Origin of the sequence: Rhodococcus sp. WWJCD1 (assembly GCF_002258735.1) — a bacterium.
GTDB lineage: Bacteria > Actinomycetota > Actinomycetes > Mycobacteriales > Mycobacteriaceae > Rhodococcoides.
Map to the genome: position 1 here is coordinate 12921 of NZ_NOXY01000004.1, position 16039 is coordinate 28959.

Here is a 16039-nt window from a genome sequence, read left to right on the forward strand (position 1 = left end):
TCACCCGGCGTCCATCATCCGCACGGCCGCGTCGACGATCTCGTCTTCCGACAGGAGGACGAGATCGGCCGCGCCGCCGAGGGGGACGAACGAATTCGCGCTGGAGACTCGCGCGATGGCACCGTCGTAGCCGCCCTCGACGAGAGCGGTCACGACGCCCTCACCCACTCCCCCGTCGTGCCGGGTCTCGTCGGCGATCAGCACTCGATCGAAGCGTGCCAGCCGGTGCAACAGATCCCCGGCCGGCAGGGGAACTATCCAACGTAGGTCCACGACCGTCACCGCGATCCCGCGTTCGCTCAACCGCGACGCGGCGCGTCGACTCATCACCACTCCGTTACCGAACGTGACGATCACCAGATCATCTCCGTCGAGATGGCTTGCGACGGTGCCGAAATCGCCCGTTGAATTATCGGCACAGCGCAGTGCACCGTCGCCGTCGAGCAGATCGGTGCGGTGATAGAGCGCAATGGGCTCCAGAAACACGCACACTCGCCCCTCCTCCGCGGCCAGTGCCACGCAGGTTCTCAAGAGACCGGCGGCCTCGGCCGCCGAACTCGGAACCGCAACCACGATGCCCGGAATATCGCGCAGAACAGCGACCGCATTGTCGTTGTGAAAGTGTCCGCCGAAACCGCGTTGATACGCCAAACCAGCGATGCGTACCACCATCCCGTTGGTGTACTGGGCGTCGGAGAAAAACTTCAGCGACGCGGCCTCACCACGCAGCTGATCCTCGGCATTGTGCAGGTACGCCAGATACTGAATCTCGGGTATCGGGACGAATCCAGCGAGCGCAGCACCGAGGGCGGTGCCGAGCACAGTTTGCTCGTCGAGCAGAGTGTCGAAAACTCGCGCTGCGCCGAACTTTTTACGCAAGCCCTTCGTGACGCCGTAGACGCCGCCTTTGACGGCCACGTCCTCGCCGAACACGAGCACATCCGGTCGCGTCGTCATGATGTCGGTGAGAGTTCGGTTGATCATCGCGGCCAGCGTGAGCCGACCTTCGTTGTGAGCACCTCGCAGACTGCTCTCGGTAGCAGCCACGGCGGTCGGTCGCCTATCGGTGAGCGGAGCCATCACCGCCTCTGCGGTAGCGAGGCGCGACGATTCCCCGGAGCGCAGCGAGTCGACCGTCGCCTCGGCCTCGCCCATGACGGTCTCGCGCATCGCCTGGTATCGGCCTTCGACGTCGGCGGCAGTCAAGATCCCGGCGCCGACCAACGCACGAGCGCTGGCCACCAACGGATCTCGCTCGTAGTCACCGACGATGTCTGCGCTGGAGCGGTAGGCGAGTTCGGCATCCGATCCGGCGTGACCCATCAGCCGCACCGTCTCGAGGTGGAGCACTACCGGACGCCGCCGATTGCGCACTGTAGCGACGGCGGCGTCGACGGTGCGCATCAGTGCGATCGGATCGTTGCCGTCGGCCCGCACGTACTCGATCGACGGTAATCGGCTGAGCGACTGCGCAATCCACCCCCGCGGCGATCGGGTACTGATGCCGATTCCGTTGTCCTCGCAGACGAACAGGATCGGCATCGGAACGGACTGATGCGCACAGTAGGCAGCCGAGTTGAGCGCACCCACCGTCGTCGAATGATTGGCCGAGGCGTCGCCGAAGCTGCACACCACAACGGCGTTCTCGGGCCACGGGGTTCGATGACGCAGCGCCTTCGCCCGACCGAGCGCGAACGCCAGACCGACCGCGCGCGGAACCTGGGACCCGATGGTCGACGTCTGCGGGACGATGCCCAGAGCCGGATGCCCGAACACCTTGTGGCGGCCGCCGGACATGGGATCTCGAGTCGAGGCGACCAGACTCGCCAGTACGTCCCGGATCGGGTTCGAGTCCGAATGCTGTTGTGCGCGTGCGGCATAGAAACCACCGGAGCGGTAGTGCAGCAGCGCCGGGTCGGTGACCTCGGTCGCTGCCCCGACGGCTGCGTTGGCTTCGTGCCCCGACGATCCGATGGTGTAGTAACCGAAGCCCTCGGACTGCAACCAACGGGCCGCGAAGTCGAGATGCCTGCTGGCGAGCTGCGCGTCGAAGTACCGAAGCAGTCGATCCGGATCCGCGACGACCGACCCAGCGGGCCGGGCGAAGCGAACCTGCTTCAGGAAGTACTCGTCGATTGCCTCGGCCACGCGCGCACCCTTGTCTCTATCGACTTGTCTCCATCGACCTGTCTCCATCGAGCCGCGGAATCAGCTCAGGGCGATCATATCCATCGGAGTGCTGAGCAGCCGACCGACGAGGGCGAGGAATTGTGATCCCTGCTGGCCGTCGACCAGACGGTGATCGAACGACAGTGACAGCGTCGTCACCGAACGCAGTGCGATGGCACCCTCGTGTTCCCAGGGCATACGGCGGATCGAACCGAAGCACAAGATGGCCGCTTCACCGGGATTGAGAATGGGCGTCCCGGCGTCGACTCCGAACACTCCTACGTTGGTGATCGTGATCGTGCCGTCGGCGAGGTCGGCCGGACTGCTCTTGCCTTCTTTCGCGGTACGCGTCAGATCTGCCAGTGCACGCGCGATGTCCACCAACGAAAGTTCGTGCGCGTCCTTGATGTTCGGCACCATCAGGCCGCGCGGAGTCGCTGCGGCGATGCCGAGGTTGACGTAGTGCTTGGTGACGATCTCCTGAGCCGCCTCGTCCCAGGACGAGTTGAGGGACGGATTCGATCTCAGTGCTACCAGAACTGCCTTGGACACCAACGCCAGCGGAGTCAGCCGCACGTCCGCGAAATGAGTCGAGGACCGGAGGGATTCCAGCAGAGCCAGAGTCTCGGTGACGTCCACGGTCACGAATTCGGTGACGTGCGGAGCGGTGAATGCACTGCGCACCATCGCATCCGCCGTATGTTTGCGCACTCCCTTGATCGGCGTGCGCTCTTCGCGGCCGGTCCGGTGCGGGGCCGGCGCCTCCGCCGGCTCCTCACCCTTCAGGTAAGTCTCGACGTCCTCACGCGTGACGTCACTGTGGCTTCCGGTTGCGGGCACCTCGGCCAGGTCGACGGCGTTGTCCTTGGCGATCTTTCGCACCGGCGGTGTGGCCAACGGCTTGCCGTTCCGACCACTCGATGTCGCGGTGACCGGAGCTGGTCCCCGGCCGCCGCGTCGACTGGATCCTTCCTTCGCCACGCCGTAGCCGACGAGAACCGGAATCCGTTCGTCGTTGTCTTCTGCGGGGGCTGCCTCGTCCGTGTCGGTGGCTGTCTCGACACTCGGCGGGGCAGTCACCTCCTCCTGGGTGTCGCCGCCGACTCGGATGTCGATGATCGGCACCCCGACCTCGACGGTGTCGCCCTCCGAGACATGCAGCGCAACAACCACCCCCGCGAACGGTGAGGGAAGTTCGACGGCAGCCTTGGCCGTTTCGACCTCGGCGATGTTCTGATTCAACTCGATCGTGTCACCGACGGCGACGAGCCAGGTCAGCAGGTCGGCCTCGGTGAGACCCTCCCCGAGGTCGGGCAACGGAAAACTCTGGATGGTGGGCATCGTCGAATCCTGTTCGGTGTCTGTCGGCGGCAGTGAGCGAAAAGTCAGTGGGAGCGGCAGCGGTCGACGGCGTCGAGGATCCGGTCGACGTCGGGGAGGTAGAACTTCTCGAGCTTCGACGCGGGGTACGGGGTCCCGAAGCCGCCGACGCGCAGCACCGGTGCCTCCAGGTTGTAGAAACACCGTTCGGATATCCGTGCGGCGATCTCGGAGCCGATACCCATGAACACCGGTGCCTCGTGTGTGACGACCAGACGTCCGGTCTTGCGCACAGAGGCCTCGATGGTCTCGAAGTCGATCGGGGACAGCGAGCGCAGATCGATGACCTCGATCGAGATTCCCTCGTGGGCAGCAACTTCGGCGGCCTTGCGGGCGGTGGCGACGAGCGGGCCGTAGGCGATGAGTGTGACATCGGTGCCCTCGGTGACCACCCGCGCCCGGTGCAGCGGGTACGACGCGCCCGGATCGGTGGAGTCCAGGTCGATCGGGCTCTTCTCCCAGTACCGACGCTTCGGCTCGAAGAACAACACGGGGTCGTCGCTGGCAATAGCCTGTTGGATCATCGAGTAGCCGTCTGCAGAATTGCTACAGGTGACGACGCGTAGGCCCGCGGTCTGCGCGAAGTAGCCCTCGGGCGACTCCGAGTGATGCTCGACGGCACCGATTCCGCCGCCGTAGGGCACGCGAATCGTCATCGGAATCTTCACGTTGCCACTCGTGCGGTAGTGCAGCTTGGCGACCTGCGAGACGATCTGATCGAAGGCCGGATAGATGAAGCCGTCGAACTGAATTTCGCACACCGGCCGGAATCCCCGCATCGCGAGTCCGACTGCGGTGCCGATGATGCCGGACTCGGCCAGCGGCATATCGAGAACACGACCGGGTCCGAAGTCCTTCTGCAGGCCGTCGGTGATGCGGAAGACGCCACCGAGCTTGCCGATGTCCTCGCCCATGAGGAGAACCTTGGGATCGTTCTCCATCGCTCGTCGCAGACCTGCATTGATGGCCTTGCCCAACGGAAGACTCGTGGGCCGCTGCGGCGCAATACTTTCCATGGTGGTCATGACGTGGCTCCTTCGAATCCGGCCTGGTACGAGGCAAATTGGGCTCGCTCGTCGTCCAGGAGGGGGTGTGGATCGGCGTAGACGTTGTCGAACACCGACATCGCTTCCGGCTCGACGGTCTCGAGGCACCCACGGCGGAGTTCCGCCGCGACGTCGTCGGCGGTGCGCTTCACCGAAGCGGCGAACGCGTCGTCGTACACGCCGATTCGACGGAGCAGCTTCTCGATTCGATCGATCGGATCCTTCGCACGCCATTCGTCGTCGGTGGCACCCGAGCGGTATCGCGTCGGATCGTCGGACGTGGTGTGCGGGCCCATCCGGTAGGTGACGGCCTCGATGAGCGTCGGACCACTACCCTCTCGGGCGCGCGCCAGCGCTGCTCTGGTCACCGCCAGGACGGCCAGAACGTCGTTGCCGTCGACGCGCACCGACGGAATACCGAAGCCCTCGCCGCGGGCCGCGATCGTCGTCTTGGTCTGTACCGTCACCGGTTCGGAGATCGCCCACTGATTGTTCTGGCAGAAGAACACCACCGGCGCATGGAAACTGGCGGCGAAACCGAGCGCTTCGGAGATGTCGCCCTGACTGGTCGCGCCGTCACCGAAGTAGGTGATGGCCGCACCTTCGGCGCCCTCGAGCTGCATGCCGATGGCGTACCCGGTCGCGTGCAGACCCTGCGATCCGACGATGATCGCCGGTGTGGTCATCCGGTACTCGTACGGGTCCCAGCCGGACAGCGTCGATCCGCGCCAGAACCGCAGCATCTGAGTGGGGTCTACCCCGCGACAATAAGCGACGCCGTGCTCGCGGTAGCTGGCGAACACGAAGTCCTCGGTGTCGAGCGCACGAGCGGATCCGACCTGCGCCGCTTCCTGACCGAGCAGCGGTGCCCACAGGCCCAGTTCGCCCTGCCGCTGCAACGCGGTGGCCTCGGAATCGATGCGCCGGACGACGACGAGATCGCGATACATCTCCATCATCGCGGCCGTGTCGATATCGGCGACGAGAGGCGAGTAGGTCTCGTTGCGCACCACGGTTCCCGATTCTTTGATCAGCTGAACCAGCGAGTTGGTGTTCATGGTCCTGGCACTCTCCGTCCTGATGTGATGTCCTTCACAAGGACACCACCGACATCCAGACTGCACAAGTGATGACTTCGAAACTGCGCAACGTGCACAATATTGAATAACGACCGAGCTACAGGAAGTGCGCAATGACCGATTTGGACAAGACCGACGCCAAGCTTCTCCTCGCCCTCTGCTCGAAGCCTCGCGCCACCGGGGTCGAACTCGCCACGACACTGGGCTTGTCGCGAAACACCGTCCAGGCGCGTCTCGGCCGATGGGACGACAAAGGCTCACTCACTCCGATCGATCACCGCATCCCGCCGAAGTCGCTGGGGCGACCGCTGCAGGCGTTCGTCACCGCACGGGTCAATCAGCACATGCTGGCGGCGGTCACCGAGAATCTCCGCACCATCCCTGAGGTACTCGAGGTGTTCGGGCTGTCCGGAGCTGCAGACATGCACATCCGCATCGCCGCCGTAGACGCCGACGACCTGTACCGCATCGCCGGTCTGATTCTCGAGATACCGGGAGTCGAGCGCACCAACATGTCCATCGCCATGTCGGAACTGATCCAGTACCGCACCAAGCCGTTGCTCGAACAGCTCGCCGAAGACGGCCGACGCTGAGCAGGCAGACCAGCTCTGCCAGACCGATTCAGCCTCCACCGTGCAAGATGCATGATCTCGGCGACGGCGGTTGACCAGCGTGCACGTTCACGGCACTCTTCGACGGACATGTTCCCGGATACCACCCATTTCCGGGTACCGCCGCCTCATCACCGAAAGAGACCGCCTGTGTCCGTCGTTGCCGACCACCCCGCCGCCGTAGCCAGCACCCCGCCCCGCTCCCTCTCCTCGACGGCAGGCGTCTTCGACCGTCCCGACATGCCGCGCGACTCCGCGCACGAACGCGTCGTGTTCTGCCAGGACCGCGATACCGGGCTGCGCGCGATCATCGCCGTCCACTCCACCGTTCTCGGGCCGGCCCTCGGCGGAACTCGCTTCTACCCCTACGCATCCGAGCAGGATGCGTTGACCGATGTATTGCGACTCTCCCGCGGGATGACCTACAAGGCCGCCGTCGCGGGCGTCGACCTCGGCGGCGGAAAGGCCGTGATCATCGGCGATCCCAACGCCATCAAGACCCCGACGCTGCTGAACGCATACGGCCGGTTCGTCGAGTCGCTCGGTGGAACCTACGTCACCGCAGGCGATGTGGGCACCAACAGCAACGATCTCGACATCATCGCCGAAGAGACCGCGCACGTCGTCGGCAAGAACACCACTGCAGGCGGCACCGGCGACAGCGGTCCGCAGACCGCACTCGGGGTCTTTCTTTCGCTCCGTGCGGCAGCCGAATCAGTCTGGGGCTCAGATGATCTGACCGGTAAGCGTGTCGCCGTCGAAGGTGCAGGAAAGGTCGGATACAACCTCGTCGCCCTTCTTCGGGATGCCGGTGCCGACGTGATCGTCAGCGACTCCTATGCACCCGCACTCGAGCGCATCGCCCTGGACTTCCCCGGGGTCACCATCGAATCCGACATCATCGGTGCCGACGTCGACGTCTACGCACCGTGCGCCATGGGTGCCACCCTCGACGCCTCCTCGGTAGCCCGATTGACGGCGTCCATCGTCTGCGGCGCGGCCAACAACCAGCTGCTCACACCCGACGTCGAAGAGATGTTGGCGGCGCGCGGAATCGTCTGGGTACCCGATTACGTCGCCAACGCCGGCGGATTGATCCAGGTGGAAGGCGAACTGCGCGGTAAGGATTCGGCCCAGGTGATGGCCACGATCGGGAAGATCCGCGACACCGTCTCCGGCATCTTCGCCATCGCGCGTACCGAGGGCATTCTGCTGGGAGCCGCAGCCGATCGTCTGGCCGAGGACCGGATCGCGGCTGCCCAGGGCTGAGAACGGACCGGCACGAATCGCTCCACTCTCGGCCGTCGATCGGGCATTCCCGCGCCGACGGTCGCAGAGTGGAGCGCTACGTGCACCGGCTACTGCAGCGCGATGTACTTGGTCTCGAGGTATTCCTCGATGCCTTCCGAACCGCCCTCGCGGCCGAAGCCCGATTCCTTGACGCCACCGAACGGAGCGGCCGCGTCCGAGATGGCACCTCGATTGACCCCGACCATGCCGGTGTCCAGAGCCGCCGACACCCGTAGGGCTCGGTCGAGATTCTCGGTGAAGAAGTACGCTACCAACCCGTATCGGGTGTTGTTCGCTGCATTGACGGCCTCGGCCTCGGTGTCGAATCCGATGATCGCCGCGACAGGTCCGAAGATCTCGTCCCGCAACAGATTCGCGTCCGCGGGGATACTGTCGAGAACCGTCGGCGTATAGAAGAATCCAGGTCCATCCGGCGCCGTGCCGCCGGTGCGCACCCGAGCACCCTTCGCGACGGCATCGTCGACCAGTGCGGTGACCGTTCCACGCTGTTTGTCGTTGATGAGCGGCCCGATGTCGGTGCCCTCTCGGTCACCCGCACCGACCGTCAAGGCCTCGATTCGCGCCGTCAACCTCACGGTGAATTCCTCACGCACCGAGTTCGCGACATACAAGCGGTTGGCCGCCGTGCAGGCCTCGCCGCCGTTGCGCATCTTGGCGAGCATCGCCCCGTCCACGGCCGCGTCGATATCCGCGTCGTCGAACACGATGAAGGGGGCATTGCCACCGAGCTCCATCGACGTCCGTAGCAGGCGGTCGGCTGCGTTGCGTACCAACAGCTTTCCCACTCCGGTCGATCCGGTGAACGTGACTTTCCTCAGTCTGGGGTCGTCCATCAGCGGTCCGGTGACCGCCGCGGCGTCGGACGTCGGAAGGATCGAGAGCACCCCATCGGGCAACCCCGCGTCGGCGAACACCTGCCCCAGAAGGAGCATCGTGAGCGGAGTGTCCTCGGCCGGCTTGACGATGACGGTGCATCCGGCAGCCAGAGCGGGCCCGATCTTGCGCGTTCCCATGGCCAGCGGAAAGTTCCACGGGGTGATGGCCAGCACCGGACCGACGGGCATCTTGGTCACCAGAATTCGGCCGTTGCCTGCCGGCGCGGGAGTGAACCGGCCGCCGATCCGAACGGCTTCCTCGCTGAACCAGCGCAGGAATTCTCCGCCGTAGTTCACTTCACCGCGGCTCTCCGCCAATGACTTCCCCATTTCGAGGGTCATCAACAGAGCGAAGTCGTCGGCTCGCTGCTGCAGCAGGTCGAAGGCGCGCCGCAGAATCTCTGCCCGCTCGCGAGCAGGCGTCGCCGCCCACGCCCCCTGCGCCGCAACAGCGAGATCGAGCGCGGTGATCCCGTCGGCCGCGGTGGCGTCGGCGACGGTAGTCAGTTCCTCGCCGGTCGCCGGGTTCAGCACGGCGAATCGAGCGCCCGACGCCGACGGTGTCTGCGCACCGCCGAGCCAGAGATCGGTGGGCAACGAGGAGATCAGATCGTGGGCCGACATGTCAGTTCCCCTGTGCCACAGAGCGAAGCGCACCTTCGAGGACGGTGAGCGCGTCGTCCAACAGCTCGTCGGAGATCACGAGGGGCGGCAGCAGGCGGATGACGTTGCCGTAGGTACCGCACGTCAGCACGATCACCCCGGCCTCGAGTGCCGCAGCCGCAACGGCTTTGGTGGCCTCGGGATTGGGCTCGTGTCCACCGGGTACGACCAGTTCGACGGCCAGCATGGCTCCGCGTCCGCGAATGTCACCGATGATGGAGACGTCCGGAGTCAACGCGTGCAGCCGGTCGAGCACGATGCGTTCGATATTGCGGGCGCGGGCATTGAGGTCGAGCGTCTCCATCTGCTCGATCGACGCCAAGGCAGCGGCGCAGGCGACGGGGTTGCCGCCGTACGTCCCACCGAGTCCACCCGGATGCACGGCGTCGATCAGGTCGGCGCGGCCGGTGACCGCGGCCAGCGGCATCCCGCCCGCGATGCCCTTCGCCATGGTGATCAGGTCCGGCACGACTCCCTCGTGCTCACTGGCGAACCAGGCACCGGTCCGGGTGAATCCGGATTGCACCTCGTCGGCGATGAAGACGACGTCGTTCTCGCGCGCCCAGTTCGCCAGTGCCGGCAGGAAGCCGTCGGCCGGCACGACGAAACCGCCCTCACCCTGAATCGGCTCGATAAGGATGGCCGCGAGATTGGTTGCACCGACCTGCTTTTCGATGACGGAGATCGCCCGTGCCGCGGCCTGCGCGCCGGTAACCGAGGAACCGTCGGAGTTCAGGCCCTCCCGGAACGGGTAGGACATCGGGGCCCGATAGACCTCGGGAGCGAACGGCCCGAAGCCACTCTTGTACGGCATCGACTTCGAGGTCAGTGCCATCGTCAGGTTGGTGCGGCCGTGGTAGGCGTGATCGAACACTACGACGGCCGAGCGTCCGGTGGCGTGCCGAGCGATCTTCACTGCGTTCTCGACTGCCTCGGCACCGCTGTTGAACAGGACGGTGCGCTTGTCGTGATCTCCTGGGGTGAGTTCGGCCAACTTCTCGGCGACCGCGATGTAACCCTCGTAGGGCGCGATCATGAAGCAGGTGTGGGTGAAGTGGGCGACCTGATCCTGCACGGCGGCAACAACGGCCGGATTCGAAGCACCGACGGTCGTCACGGCAATTCCGGCACCGAGATCGATCAGCGAGTTGCCGTCCACATCGACGACGACGCCGCCGTCAGCGTCGGCCACGTAGACCGGCAGGGTGGACGCCACGCCTGCACCGACGACAGCCTTGCGGCGCTCCGCCAATGCCGACGACTTCGGTCCGGGGAACGCGGTGACGATCTTGCGCTCCTGCGGAAGTCGGTACTCGATCGAGGCCATGGTCGCACCTTTCGTCTGGGCTGTTTCAGCAAGTATGCGACTGCTCGATCGCCGGGTCAGTTGCCATTTCGTCCATCCCACGAGCCGATCACACTCCTTTTCGTCGACCCCAGGATTACAGTGCGACATGTGAGCGTGCAGATGTCCTGGCTGCTGAGGCAGCGACACCTTCGACTGAGTCATCGCGGCGGACCCGAGCGCAGTTCTGCGTCCATCACCTTCGCGCAGGCAACCGAGCTCATCGACCCCAGCCCCTGGCTGTCGGGCGGCGAGTTGATTCTGACGACCGGACTGGGCTTCGACTCCGACGGTCCCGCGCTCGGGACCTACGTTCGAACTCTGGCGGCCGCGGGTGTTGCGTGCCTCGGATTCGGAATCGGATTGTCCCACAGCACGATTCCCCAGCATCTGCTCGACGCCGCAGACGAGGTGGGCCTGCCGGTCGTCGAAGTTCCCTACGACACTCCGTTCGCTGCTGTCATCCGGGCGGTCATGAAGCGAATCTCGGAGCAGGAGTACGAGCAGGTCGTTCGTGCTGCGTCGGTGCAGAACCGCATCACGCGGGCAGCGCTGCACGGCGGCGTCGACGCGATCGTCCGGGAACTCGCAGTTGCCACGTCGACATCGGTGGCACTGATCGGTAGGCGCGCCGAGTCGTTCCATCCGACGGACGCATCGAATCTCGTCGAGCAGGCCCGCGACATCGCTCGCAGCATCCGCCCGTCGGCGTCACCTGCCACGGTCTCGGTGAGCGAACCGGGTCGCACCGTGAGTCTGCATTCAGTCCCGATCACCGGCAGCGCACCGACTTTCCTGGCCATCCGCACCGCTGGGCCGATGACCGGGGTCGAGCAGATCCTGCTCGGGCATGCCGTTTCACTGGTGACCCTCGAACTCGAGAAACCGGCGCGCCTGCGCGCCGAACAGTCCAGGCTCAACACCTTGGCGCTCGGGTTGCTCCTCGACGGGCATCTGACCACGGACGACGACGTGCACGTGCCCAGCTATCTCGCCGATGCTGCCGACGACGACTCTCACATCAGGGTTGCAGTGGTGCGCGGACCATCCGAGCGCATCGTCGACGCGATCGATGCAGAGTCTCGGCTCCGGGGGCGACCGACCTTCGCCCGGACGACCGACACCGGCTGCGCGCTCCTGCTCCGCGGCTCCGACGACGCCACCTTCGTTGCACGCATGATGGATTCGCTACCCAGATCGACGTGCGTGGGCCTCAGTGCCCGCCTTCACATCACCGAGTCCCCCGCGGCGCTTCGACAAGCCTCGCTCGCCTGCGCGGCTGCCGGATCCCACGATCGCATCGTCGAATTCACCGGGTCGATGTTGCTGGCCTCCGAGCCGGTGCAGGAGTCGTTGCGCGCCATGGCCGCGGTGACCATCGCCGTGCTGGGCGAGTACGACCGCATCCATACCGCCGATCTGGTGGCGTCACTTCGGGCTTTCCTCGAGGCCAACGGGCATTGGGAAACCGCTGCCGCACAACTGTCCGTTCATCGGCACACGCTGCGAAACCGGATCACCCGATGCGAGGAACTACTCGCGGTGGATCTGACGTCCGCACGAGTGCGCGCTGAATTGTTGCTCTCACTCCTGGCATCGACGTGAATGGAACGAGCTGTCGAGCTGTGATGGAAGGGCCCTGTGTCAGGATTTCTCGATGACCACGTCACGTCCTGAGCCCCACATCGCTGTCGCTACCGCGAAGTCGGTTCGACTCGGGGTACTCCTGGCCGCAGTCGGGGGCTTTCTCGACGCCTATACCTACGTCACTCGCGGCGGGGTGTTCGCAGGTGCCCAGACCGGCAACGTGGTGCTGCTCGGCGTCGATATCGCCGGCGGGCGCTGGATCGACGCACTGGCGTTTCTACCGCCGTTGGCGGCGTTCGTGCTGGGAGTCGCGACAGCGGAGTTCATCGCGTTGCCCGCGGTGGCAAAGGTCGTACGGCGGCCGGTCCGTGCGGTGCTCGTCTTCGAGATCCTCGTGGTTCTGGTCGTCGGATTTCTCCCGGCAACCGTGCCCGACGGCGTCGTCTCGGTCATCCTCGCGCATGTGGCCGGCGTGCAGGTGACCACCTTTCGCGTACTGGTGGATTCGCCTTTCAACACCACGATGACTACCGGAAATCTGCGCAGCATGGCGATGGCAGCATTTCACCGTGTCGTCGACCACGATCGCGAAGCAGGGACGCGGGCACGCCGGTTCGGTGCGGTGATTTCCGGGTTCCTCGGCGGCGCGCTGCTGGGCGCAGCTGCGGTCGAGCTGTTCGGACTGCGAGCGATCTGGGTCGTGGCCCTGATGTTGACGATCGCGTTGGCGCTGTTCGTGTTCGACGAGCGCGCACCGCGTTCGCTGCCGCCGAAGGGCTAATCCCCCAATCGAAGTGGCGCGATGGCCTCGAAGACGTCGCCCGGTCCCGGATTGCCCTCGGCGGACGAACCGCCCAGATGATGCACGACGCCCCACACTGCGTTCAGTGCCGTATGAATCGCACCTTCCGCCCAGCCCGCAGTCCACGAGATGTCGTCGCCGGCGAGGAATATCCCTCGGTGCCTGGGGTCCAGCTCGTCCTGCACGAAGTGGGTGAACAGTCGTTCCTGATACCTGTAGTGACCCGGCAGGTTCGCTTTGAATGCACCCATGAAATCGCGTTCGGTCTCCCAGGACAGTGTCACCGGGGTCGAGATGATGTGGCTACGGAAGTCGACGCCGGGGTAGATCTCTTCGAGTGAGCGCAACATGATGTTCATCCGCTCGGTCGGGTCGAGGGCCAGCAGCTTGAGCGAATCGTCGGACCAGGTGTAGGACAGGCAGATCAGCCCCGGCTTGCCCTCGCCTTGATCGAGTAGGTAAGTGCCGCGGCTCATTCGATCGGTCAGCGTCATGCTGACCAGGTCTCGCCCGGTGACCGGATCCTTGTCCTTCCAGAACGGCCGATCGACGAGTGCGAACACCTTGGTCGACCCCATGTAGTGGGTGCGTTCGATGGCGGTCCAGTGATCGATGGGAAACAGGCCGTCGTCACATCTGATGTTGCTGAGCAACATCCAGCTCTGAGCCGTCACGACGGCGGCCGCATAGGTGCGGATGTTGCCGCGGTCGTCGTGGATCGTGGTGCCGCCGTCGGTGCGCCTGATCTCGGTGACACGCGACATCGTGGTGCCGCCGTTCAGTGAGGCCACCGACGTGCCGGCCGGCCAGTGCACCATGTTCGCGGGCGAGTCGGTCCACAGCCGCATCGGCAGTTGCTGTGAGCCTCCGACGATTCCTCGATGGTGGTCGTCCGCTGCCGTGCTGACGACGCGGAGGATCTCGAGAATCGAGTTGGGATAGTCGGTGTCCCAGCCACCCGTTCCGAAACCCACCTGGCCGAACAACTCTCGCATCCGAAACGACGAGAAGTGCTCGGACGCAGCGAGGAAACCGTAGAAGGTCTGGTCGTCGAACTTCACGATCAGCTCGTTCCAGATCCTCTTGATCTCGGCCACGTCTCGCCTGCGAATGGCGCGCTGCAGCGGAACCAGCTCGGCGTGTTCCTCGAGCGTGCGGTTCCACGCGTCGGCAACCTCGGCGAAGATCGGCGGAAGATCGTCGAGCTTGCGCGCGTAATGGCTCTCGCCCTTGAGGTCGATCACCGTACTCGGTGTCACCTCTGCCAACGGATTCGGAAACGGCGTCGTCTCGAGCCCGACGGCGTCGAGGTAGTGGAACAGCGTGGTCGACGACGGCGGAAACCGCATTGCACCCATCTCGGCCACCACCCCGGGGTGTCCGTCGAACGGCACCGAGCGCATTCGTCCGCCGATCCGATCCGACTCGTACACAACCGGTTCCAGCCCGAGCTTGAGCAGCTCGTGGGCGACGACCATGCCCGCGAGTCCGCCGCCGATCACGGCGACCTGGGTACCGAGGGCCGCGTCGGGAATGCTGCCGAGACCGGCCGGATGCGCGAGGTAGTCGTCGTACGCGAACGGGAAGTCCGGGCCGAACATGGTGAGCGGCTGTTCGTCCTCGGATTCGATCGAGCTGTCCGGGGTGACGGGTGTGGTCATCGGTCGGTCTCCTGCTCGGGCCGCGAGGACCCTGTCGGGTCGAGAACTGTCCGGTACAGATCATGGCGGCGATCGGCCAGATGGGTGTTGACGGAGCGGGATCGAGCGAGTTCGGCCGGATCCAAGTCCACCGTCAGCAACTCCTCGTGTGCATCTGCCCGGGCGATGTCGGTACCGTCCGGCGCGACGGCGCAGGTGAGTCCGCAGTACGTCAGGCTGGCCTCGGCACCGCAGCGATTCACGTAGGTGATGAACAGTTGACTCTCGTACGCCCTCGTCGGGACCACGTGAGTTGCGATGATCTCGAACGGCGTCATCAAACCGGTGGGGACGACCAACCATTGCGCTCCGGCATCGGCCTGCGCACGCACCGTTTCCGGGAATTCGACGTCGTAACAGGTGAGCAGGCCGCAGCGCAGACCTCCGAAGTCGAACTGCACCAACAGTTCCGGCCCAGGAGCGAAGTGCGTGCGATCGAGTTCACCGAACAGGTGGGTCTTGCGGTAGCGCGCGATCGACAGCCCGGATGCGTCGACCACCTGGACCGAATTGAACACGGATTCACCGCTGCTCTCGGGATACCCGTACACGATTGCGACAGCTCGAGATCGCGCGATCGCGGCGATGCGCTCGAAGATCGGACCGTCGAACGGTTCGGCGCGCTCCCGCACGAGATCTCCGATGTCGTAGCCACTGACCGACATCTCCGGGGTGACGAGGATGGACGCCCCTGCCGCGGACGCGCTCGCCGCGGCGGCGTCGATCGCCGCGAGGTTCGCCTCGACATCACCGGAGAACTCCGGCCCTTGGAACAGCGACACGGTGACAGTCATGAGGAAAACTCCTGTTTCGTTGCAGGCAACTCCTCCGGCAACGCCGGGGCCAGTACCCACAGAACCTGCGCACCGCCGCTACCCTCGCTGCGAAAACTGTGCGGTCGCCTGGGCGAGAAGGTGAACGCATCGCCCGCCCCGAGCAGGACGTCGTCGCCGCCGAAGCTGCCGTCGGGGTCGGCCTCGAAGGTCACCCGCACCTCGCCGGACAACACGTGCACGAACGTGACGTCCAACGGCAGGGTGTACGCCTCCGCTCCGCTGCCGCCGCCCTCCTCGATGTCCCCCAGCAACACCTGGACGCGCCGTTCCCCCACCGGAGTCAACAAATACTCTGTCATCGCCTCGCCGCCGAAGACGATGCGCGGCAACGACTGTGCCCGTACGACGTCACCCGCTGGGGCATCGTCGAACAGGGAGCCGACCGGTACGTCGAGCGCAGCACAGACCCGCACCAACGACGCAACCGAGGCGTTCACCTGATCGCGCTCGAGCTTGGACAGGTACCCCTTCGTCACCCCGCACGTCTCGGCGAGCGCGTCCAGAGTCAACCGCTTCTTCTGCCGAGCCTCCCTGAGCCGCGCACCGATACGCGGTGCATCACTGACGACCGACGTAGCAAGGGACACCGCTCTCGCCTTTCAGGAAACTCGTGTTGACAAGATCGAGCATCAGAG

13 protein-coding genes are annotated in these 16039 nt (G+C 65.1%); 4 read left to right on the plus strand and 9 right to left on the minus strand.

Annotation, left to right across the window (positions count from 1 at the left end):
* The 4 genes from CH286_RS01415 to pdhA are packed head-to-tail and all read right to left on the minus strand — an operon-like array spanning position 1 to position 5653.
* Complete coding sequence (locus tag CH286_RS01415) at positions 1-2196, minus strand: thiamine pyrophosphate-dependent enzyme (protein WP_094608127.1); 2196 nt, start codon at positions 2194-2196, stop codon at positions 1-3.
* 12 nt (positions 2197-2208) lie between these two features.
* Complete coding sequence (locus CH286_RS01420) at positions 2209-3510, minus strand: dihydrolipoamide acetyltransferase family protein (RefSeq protein WP_094608128.1); 1302 nt, start codon at positions 3508-3510, stop codon at positions 2209-2211.
* 44 nt (positions 3511-3554) lie between these two features.
* Complete coding sequence (locus tag CH286_RS01425) at positions 3555-4565, minus strand: alpha-ketoacid dehydrogenase subunit beta (RefSeq protein ID WP_371832107.1); 1011 nt, start codon at positions 4563-4565, stop codon at positions 3555-3557.
* Between the two features lie 5 nt (positions 4566-4570).
* Positions 4571-5653, minus strand: coding sequence for a pyruvate dehydrogenase (acetyl-transferring) E1 component subunit alpha (pdhA, locus tag CH286_RS01430; protein ID WP_032404769.1), 1083 nt, complete (start codon positions 5651-5653; stop codon positions 4571-4573).
* A gap of 134 nt (positions 5654-5787) precedes the next feature.
* On the opposite strand from pdhA, the gene CH286_RS01435 reads away from it, so the two are divergent.
* Together CH286_RS01435 and CH286_RS01440 are read left to right on the plus strand one after the other, a co-directional pair.
* Positions 5788-6267 (plus strand): Lrp/AsnC family transcriptional regulator, encoded by a 480-nt coding sequence (locus tag CH286_RS01435; protein ID WP_032376573.1) that lies wholly within the window; start codon positions 5788-5790, stop codon positions 6265-6267.
* Between the two features lie 258 nt (positions 6268-6525).
* The gene (locus CH286_RS01440; protein ID WP_230592618.1) at positions 6526-7554 is read left to right on the plus strand and encodes a Glu/Leu/Phe/Val family dehydrogenase; all 1029 of its coding nucleotides are present in this window, start codon (positions 6526-6528) and stop codon (positions 7552-7554) included.
* Positions 7555-7643: 89 nt separating this feature from the next.
* Here CH286_RS01440 and CH286_RS01445 read toward each other — a convergent pair whose 3' ends face one another.
* A complete protein-coding gene (locus tag CH286_RS01445) occupies positions 7644-9095 on the minus strand; it encodes an NAD-dependent succinate-semialdehyde dehydrogenase (RefSeq protein ID WP_094608129.1) in 1452 nt (483 codons plus the stop codon).
* 1 nt (position 9096) lies between these two features.
* Complete coding sequence (gabT, locus tag CH286_RS01450) at positions 9097-10461, minus strand: 4-aminobutyrate--2-oxoglutarate transaminase (RefSeq protein ID WP_094608130.1); 1365 nt, start codon at positions 10459-10461, stop codon at positions 9097-9099.
* 129 nt (positions 10462-10590) lie between these two features.
* Between gabT and CH286_RS01455 the strand changes: the two genes are divergently transcribed.
* Together CH286_RS01455 and CH286_RS01460 are read left to right on the plus strand one after the other, a co-directional pair.
* On the plus strand, positions 10591-12084 hold the full coding sequence (locus CH286_RS01455; protein WP_094608131.1) for a PucR family transcriptional regulator: 1494 nt from the start codon (positions 10591-10593) through the stop codon (positions 12082-12084).
* Between the two features lie 52 nt (positions 12085-12136).
* Complete coding sequence (locus CH286_RS01460; protein ID WP_094608132.1) at positions 12137-12847, plus strand: YoaK family protein; 711 nt, start codon at positions 12137-12139, stop codon at positions 12845-12847.
* On the opposite strand, the gene CH286_RS01465 is transcribed toward CH286_RS01460, so the two are convergent.
* The 3 genes from CH286_RS01465 to CH286_RS01475 are packed head-to-tail and all read right to left on the minus strand — an operon-like array spanning position 12844 to position 15991.
* A complete protein-coding gene (locus CH286_RS01465; RefSeq protein WP_094608133.1) occupies positions 12844-14529 on the minus strand; it encodes a flavin monoamine oxidase family protein in 1686 nt (561 codons plus the stop codon). The genes CH286_RS01460 and CH286_RS01465 overlap by 4 nt on opposite strands.
* On the minus strand, positions 14526-15362 hold the full coding sequence (locus CH286_RS01470) for a carbon-nitrogen hydrolase family protein (RefSeq protein ID WP_094608134.1): 837 nt from the start codon (positions 15360-15362) through the stop codon (positions 14526-14528). Before CH286_RS01470 ends, CH286_RS01465 begins: the two co-directional genes overlap by 4 nt.
* Positions 15359-15991, minus strand: coding sequence for a helix-turn-helix domain-containing protein (locus CH286_RS01475; RefSeq protein ID WP_032376566.1), 633 nt, complete (start codon positions 15989-15991; stop codon positions 15359-15361). The genes CH286_RS01470 and CH286_RS01475 overlap by 4 nt, the downstream gene beginning before the upstream one ends.
* Between the last annotated feature and the right edge of the window lie 48 nt (positions 15992-16039).

Bases quoted from the DNA above. Each gene is read 5' to 3' on its own strand.
- CH286_RS01415 (WP_094608127.1), bottom strand. From the start codon at position 2,196: ATGGAGACAGGTCGATGGAGACAAGTCGATAGAGACAAGGGTGCGCGC.
- CH286_RS01420 (WP_094608128.1), bottom strand. From the start codon at position 3,510: ATGCCCACCATCCAGAGTTTTCCGTTGCCCGACCTCGGGGAGGGTCTC.
- CH286_RS01425 (WP_371832107.1), bottom strand. From the start codon at position 4,565: ATGGAAAGTATTGCGCCGCAGCGGCCCACGAGTCTTCCGTTGGGCAAG.
- pdhA (WP_032404769.1), bottom strand. From the start codon at position 5,653: ATGAACACCAACTCGCTGGTTCAGCTGATCAAAGAATCGGGAACCGTG.
- CH286_RS01435 (WP_032376573.1), top strand. From the start codon at position 5,788: ATGACCGATTTGGACAAGACCGACGCCAAGCTTCTCCTCGCCCTCTGC.
- CH286_RS01440 (WP_230592618.1), top strand. From the start codon at position 6,526: ATGCCGCGCGACTCCGCGCACGAACGCGTCGTGTTCTGCCAGGACCGC.
- CH286_RS01445 (WP_094608129.1), bottom strand. From the start codon at position 9,095: ATGTCGGCCCACGATCTGATCTCCTCGTTGCCCACCGATCTCTGGCTC.
- gabT (WP_094608130.1), bottom strand. From the start codon at position 10,461: ATGGCCTCGATCGAGTACCGACTTCCGCAGGAGCGCAAGATCGTCACC.
- CH286_RS01460 (WP_094608132.1), top strand. From the start codon at position 12,137: ATGACCACGTCACGTCCTGAGCCCCACATCGCTGTCGCTACCGCGAAG.
- CH286_RS01465 (WP_094608133.1), bottom strand. From the start codon at position 14,529: ATGACCACACCCGTCACCCCGGACAGCTCGATCGAATCCGAGGACGAA.
- CH286_RS01470 (WP_094608134.1), bottom strand. From the start codon at position 15,362: ATGACTGTCACCGTGTCGCTGTTCCAAGGGCCGGAGTTCTCCGGTGAT.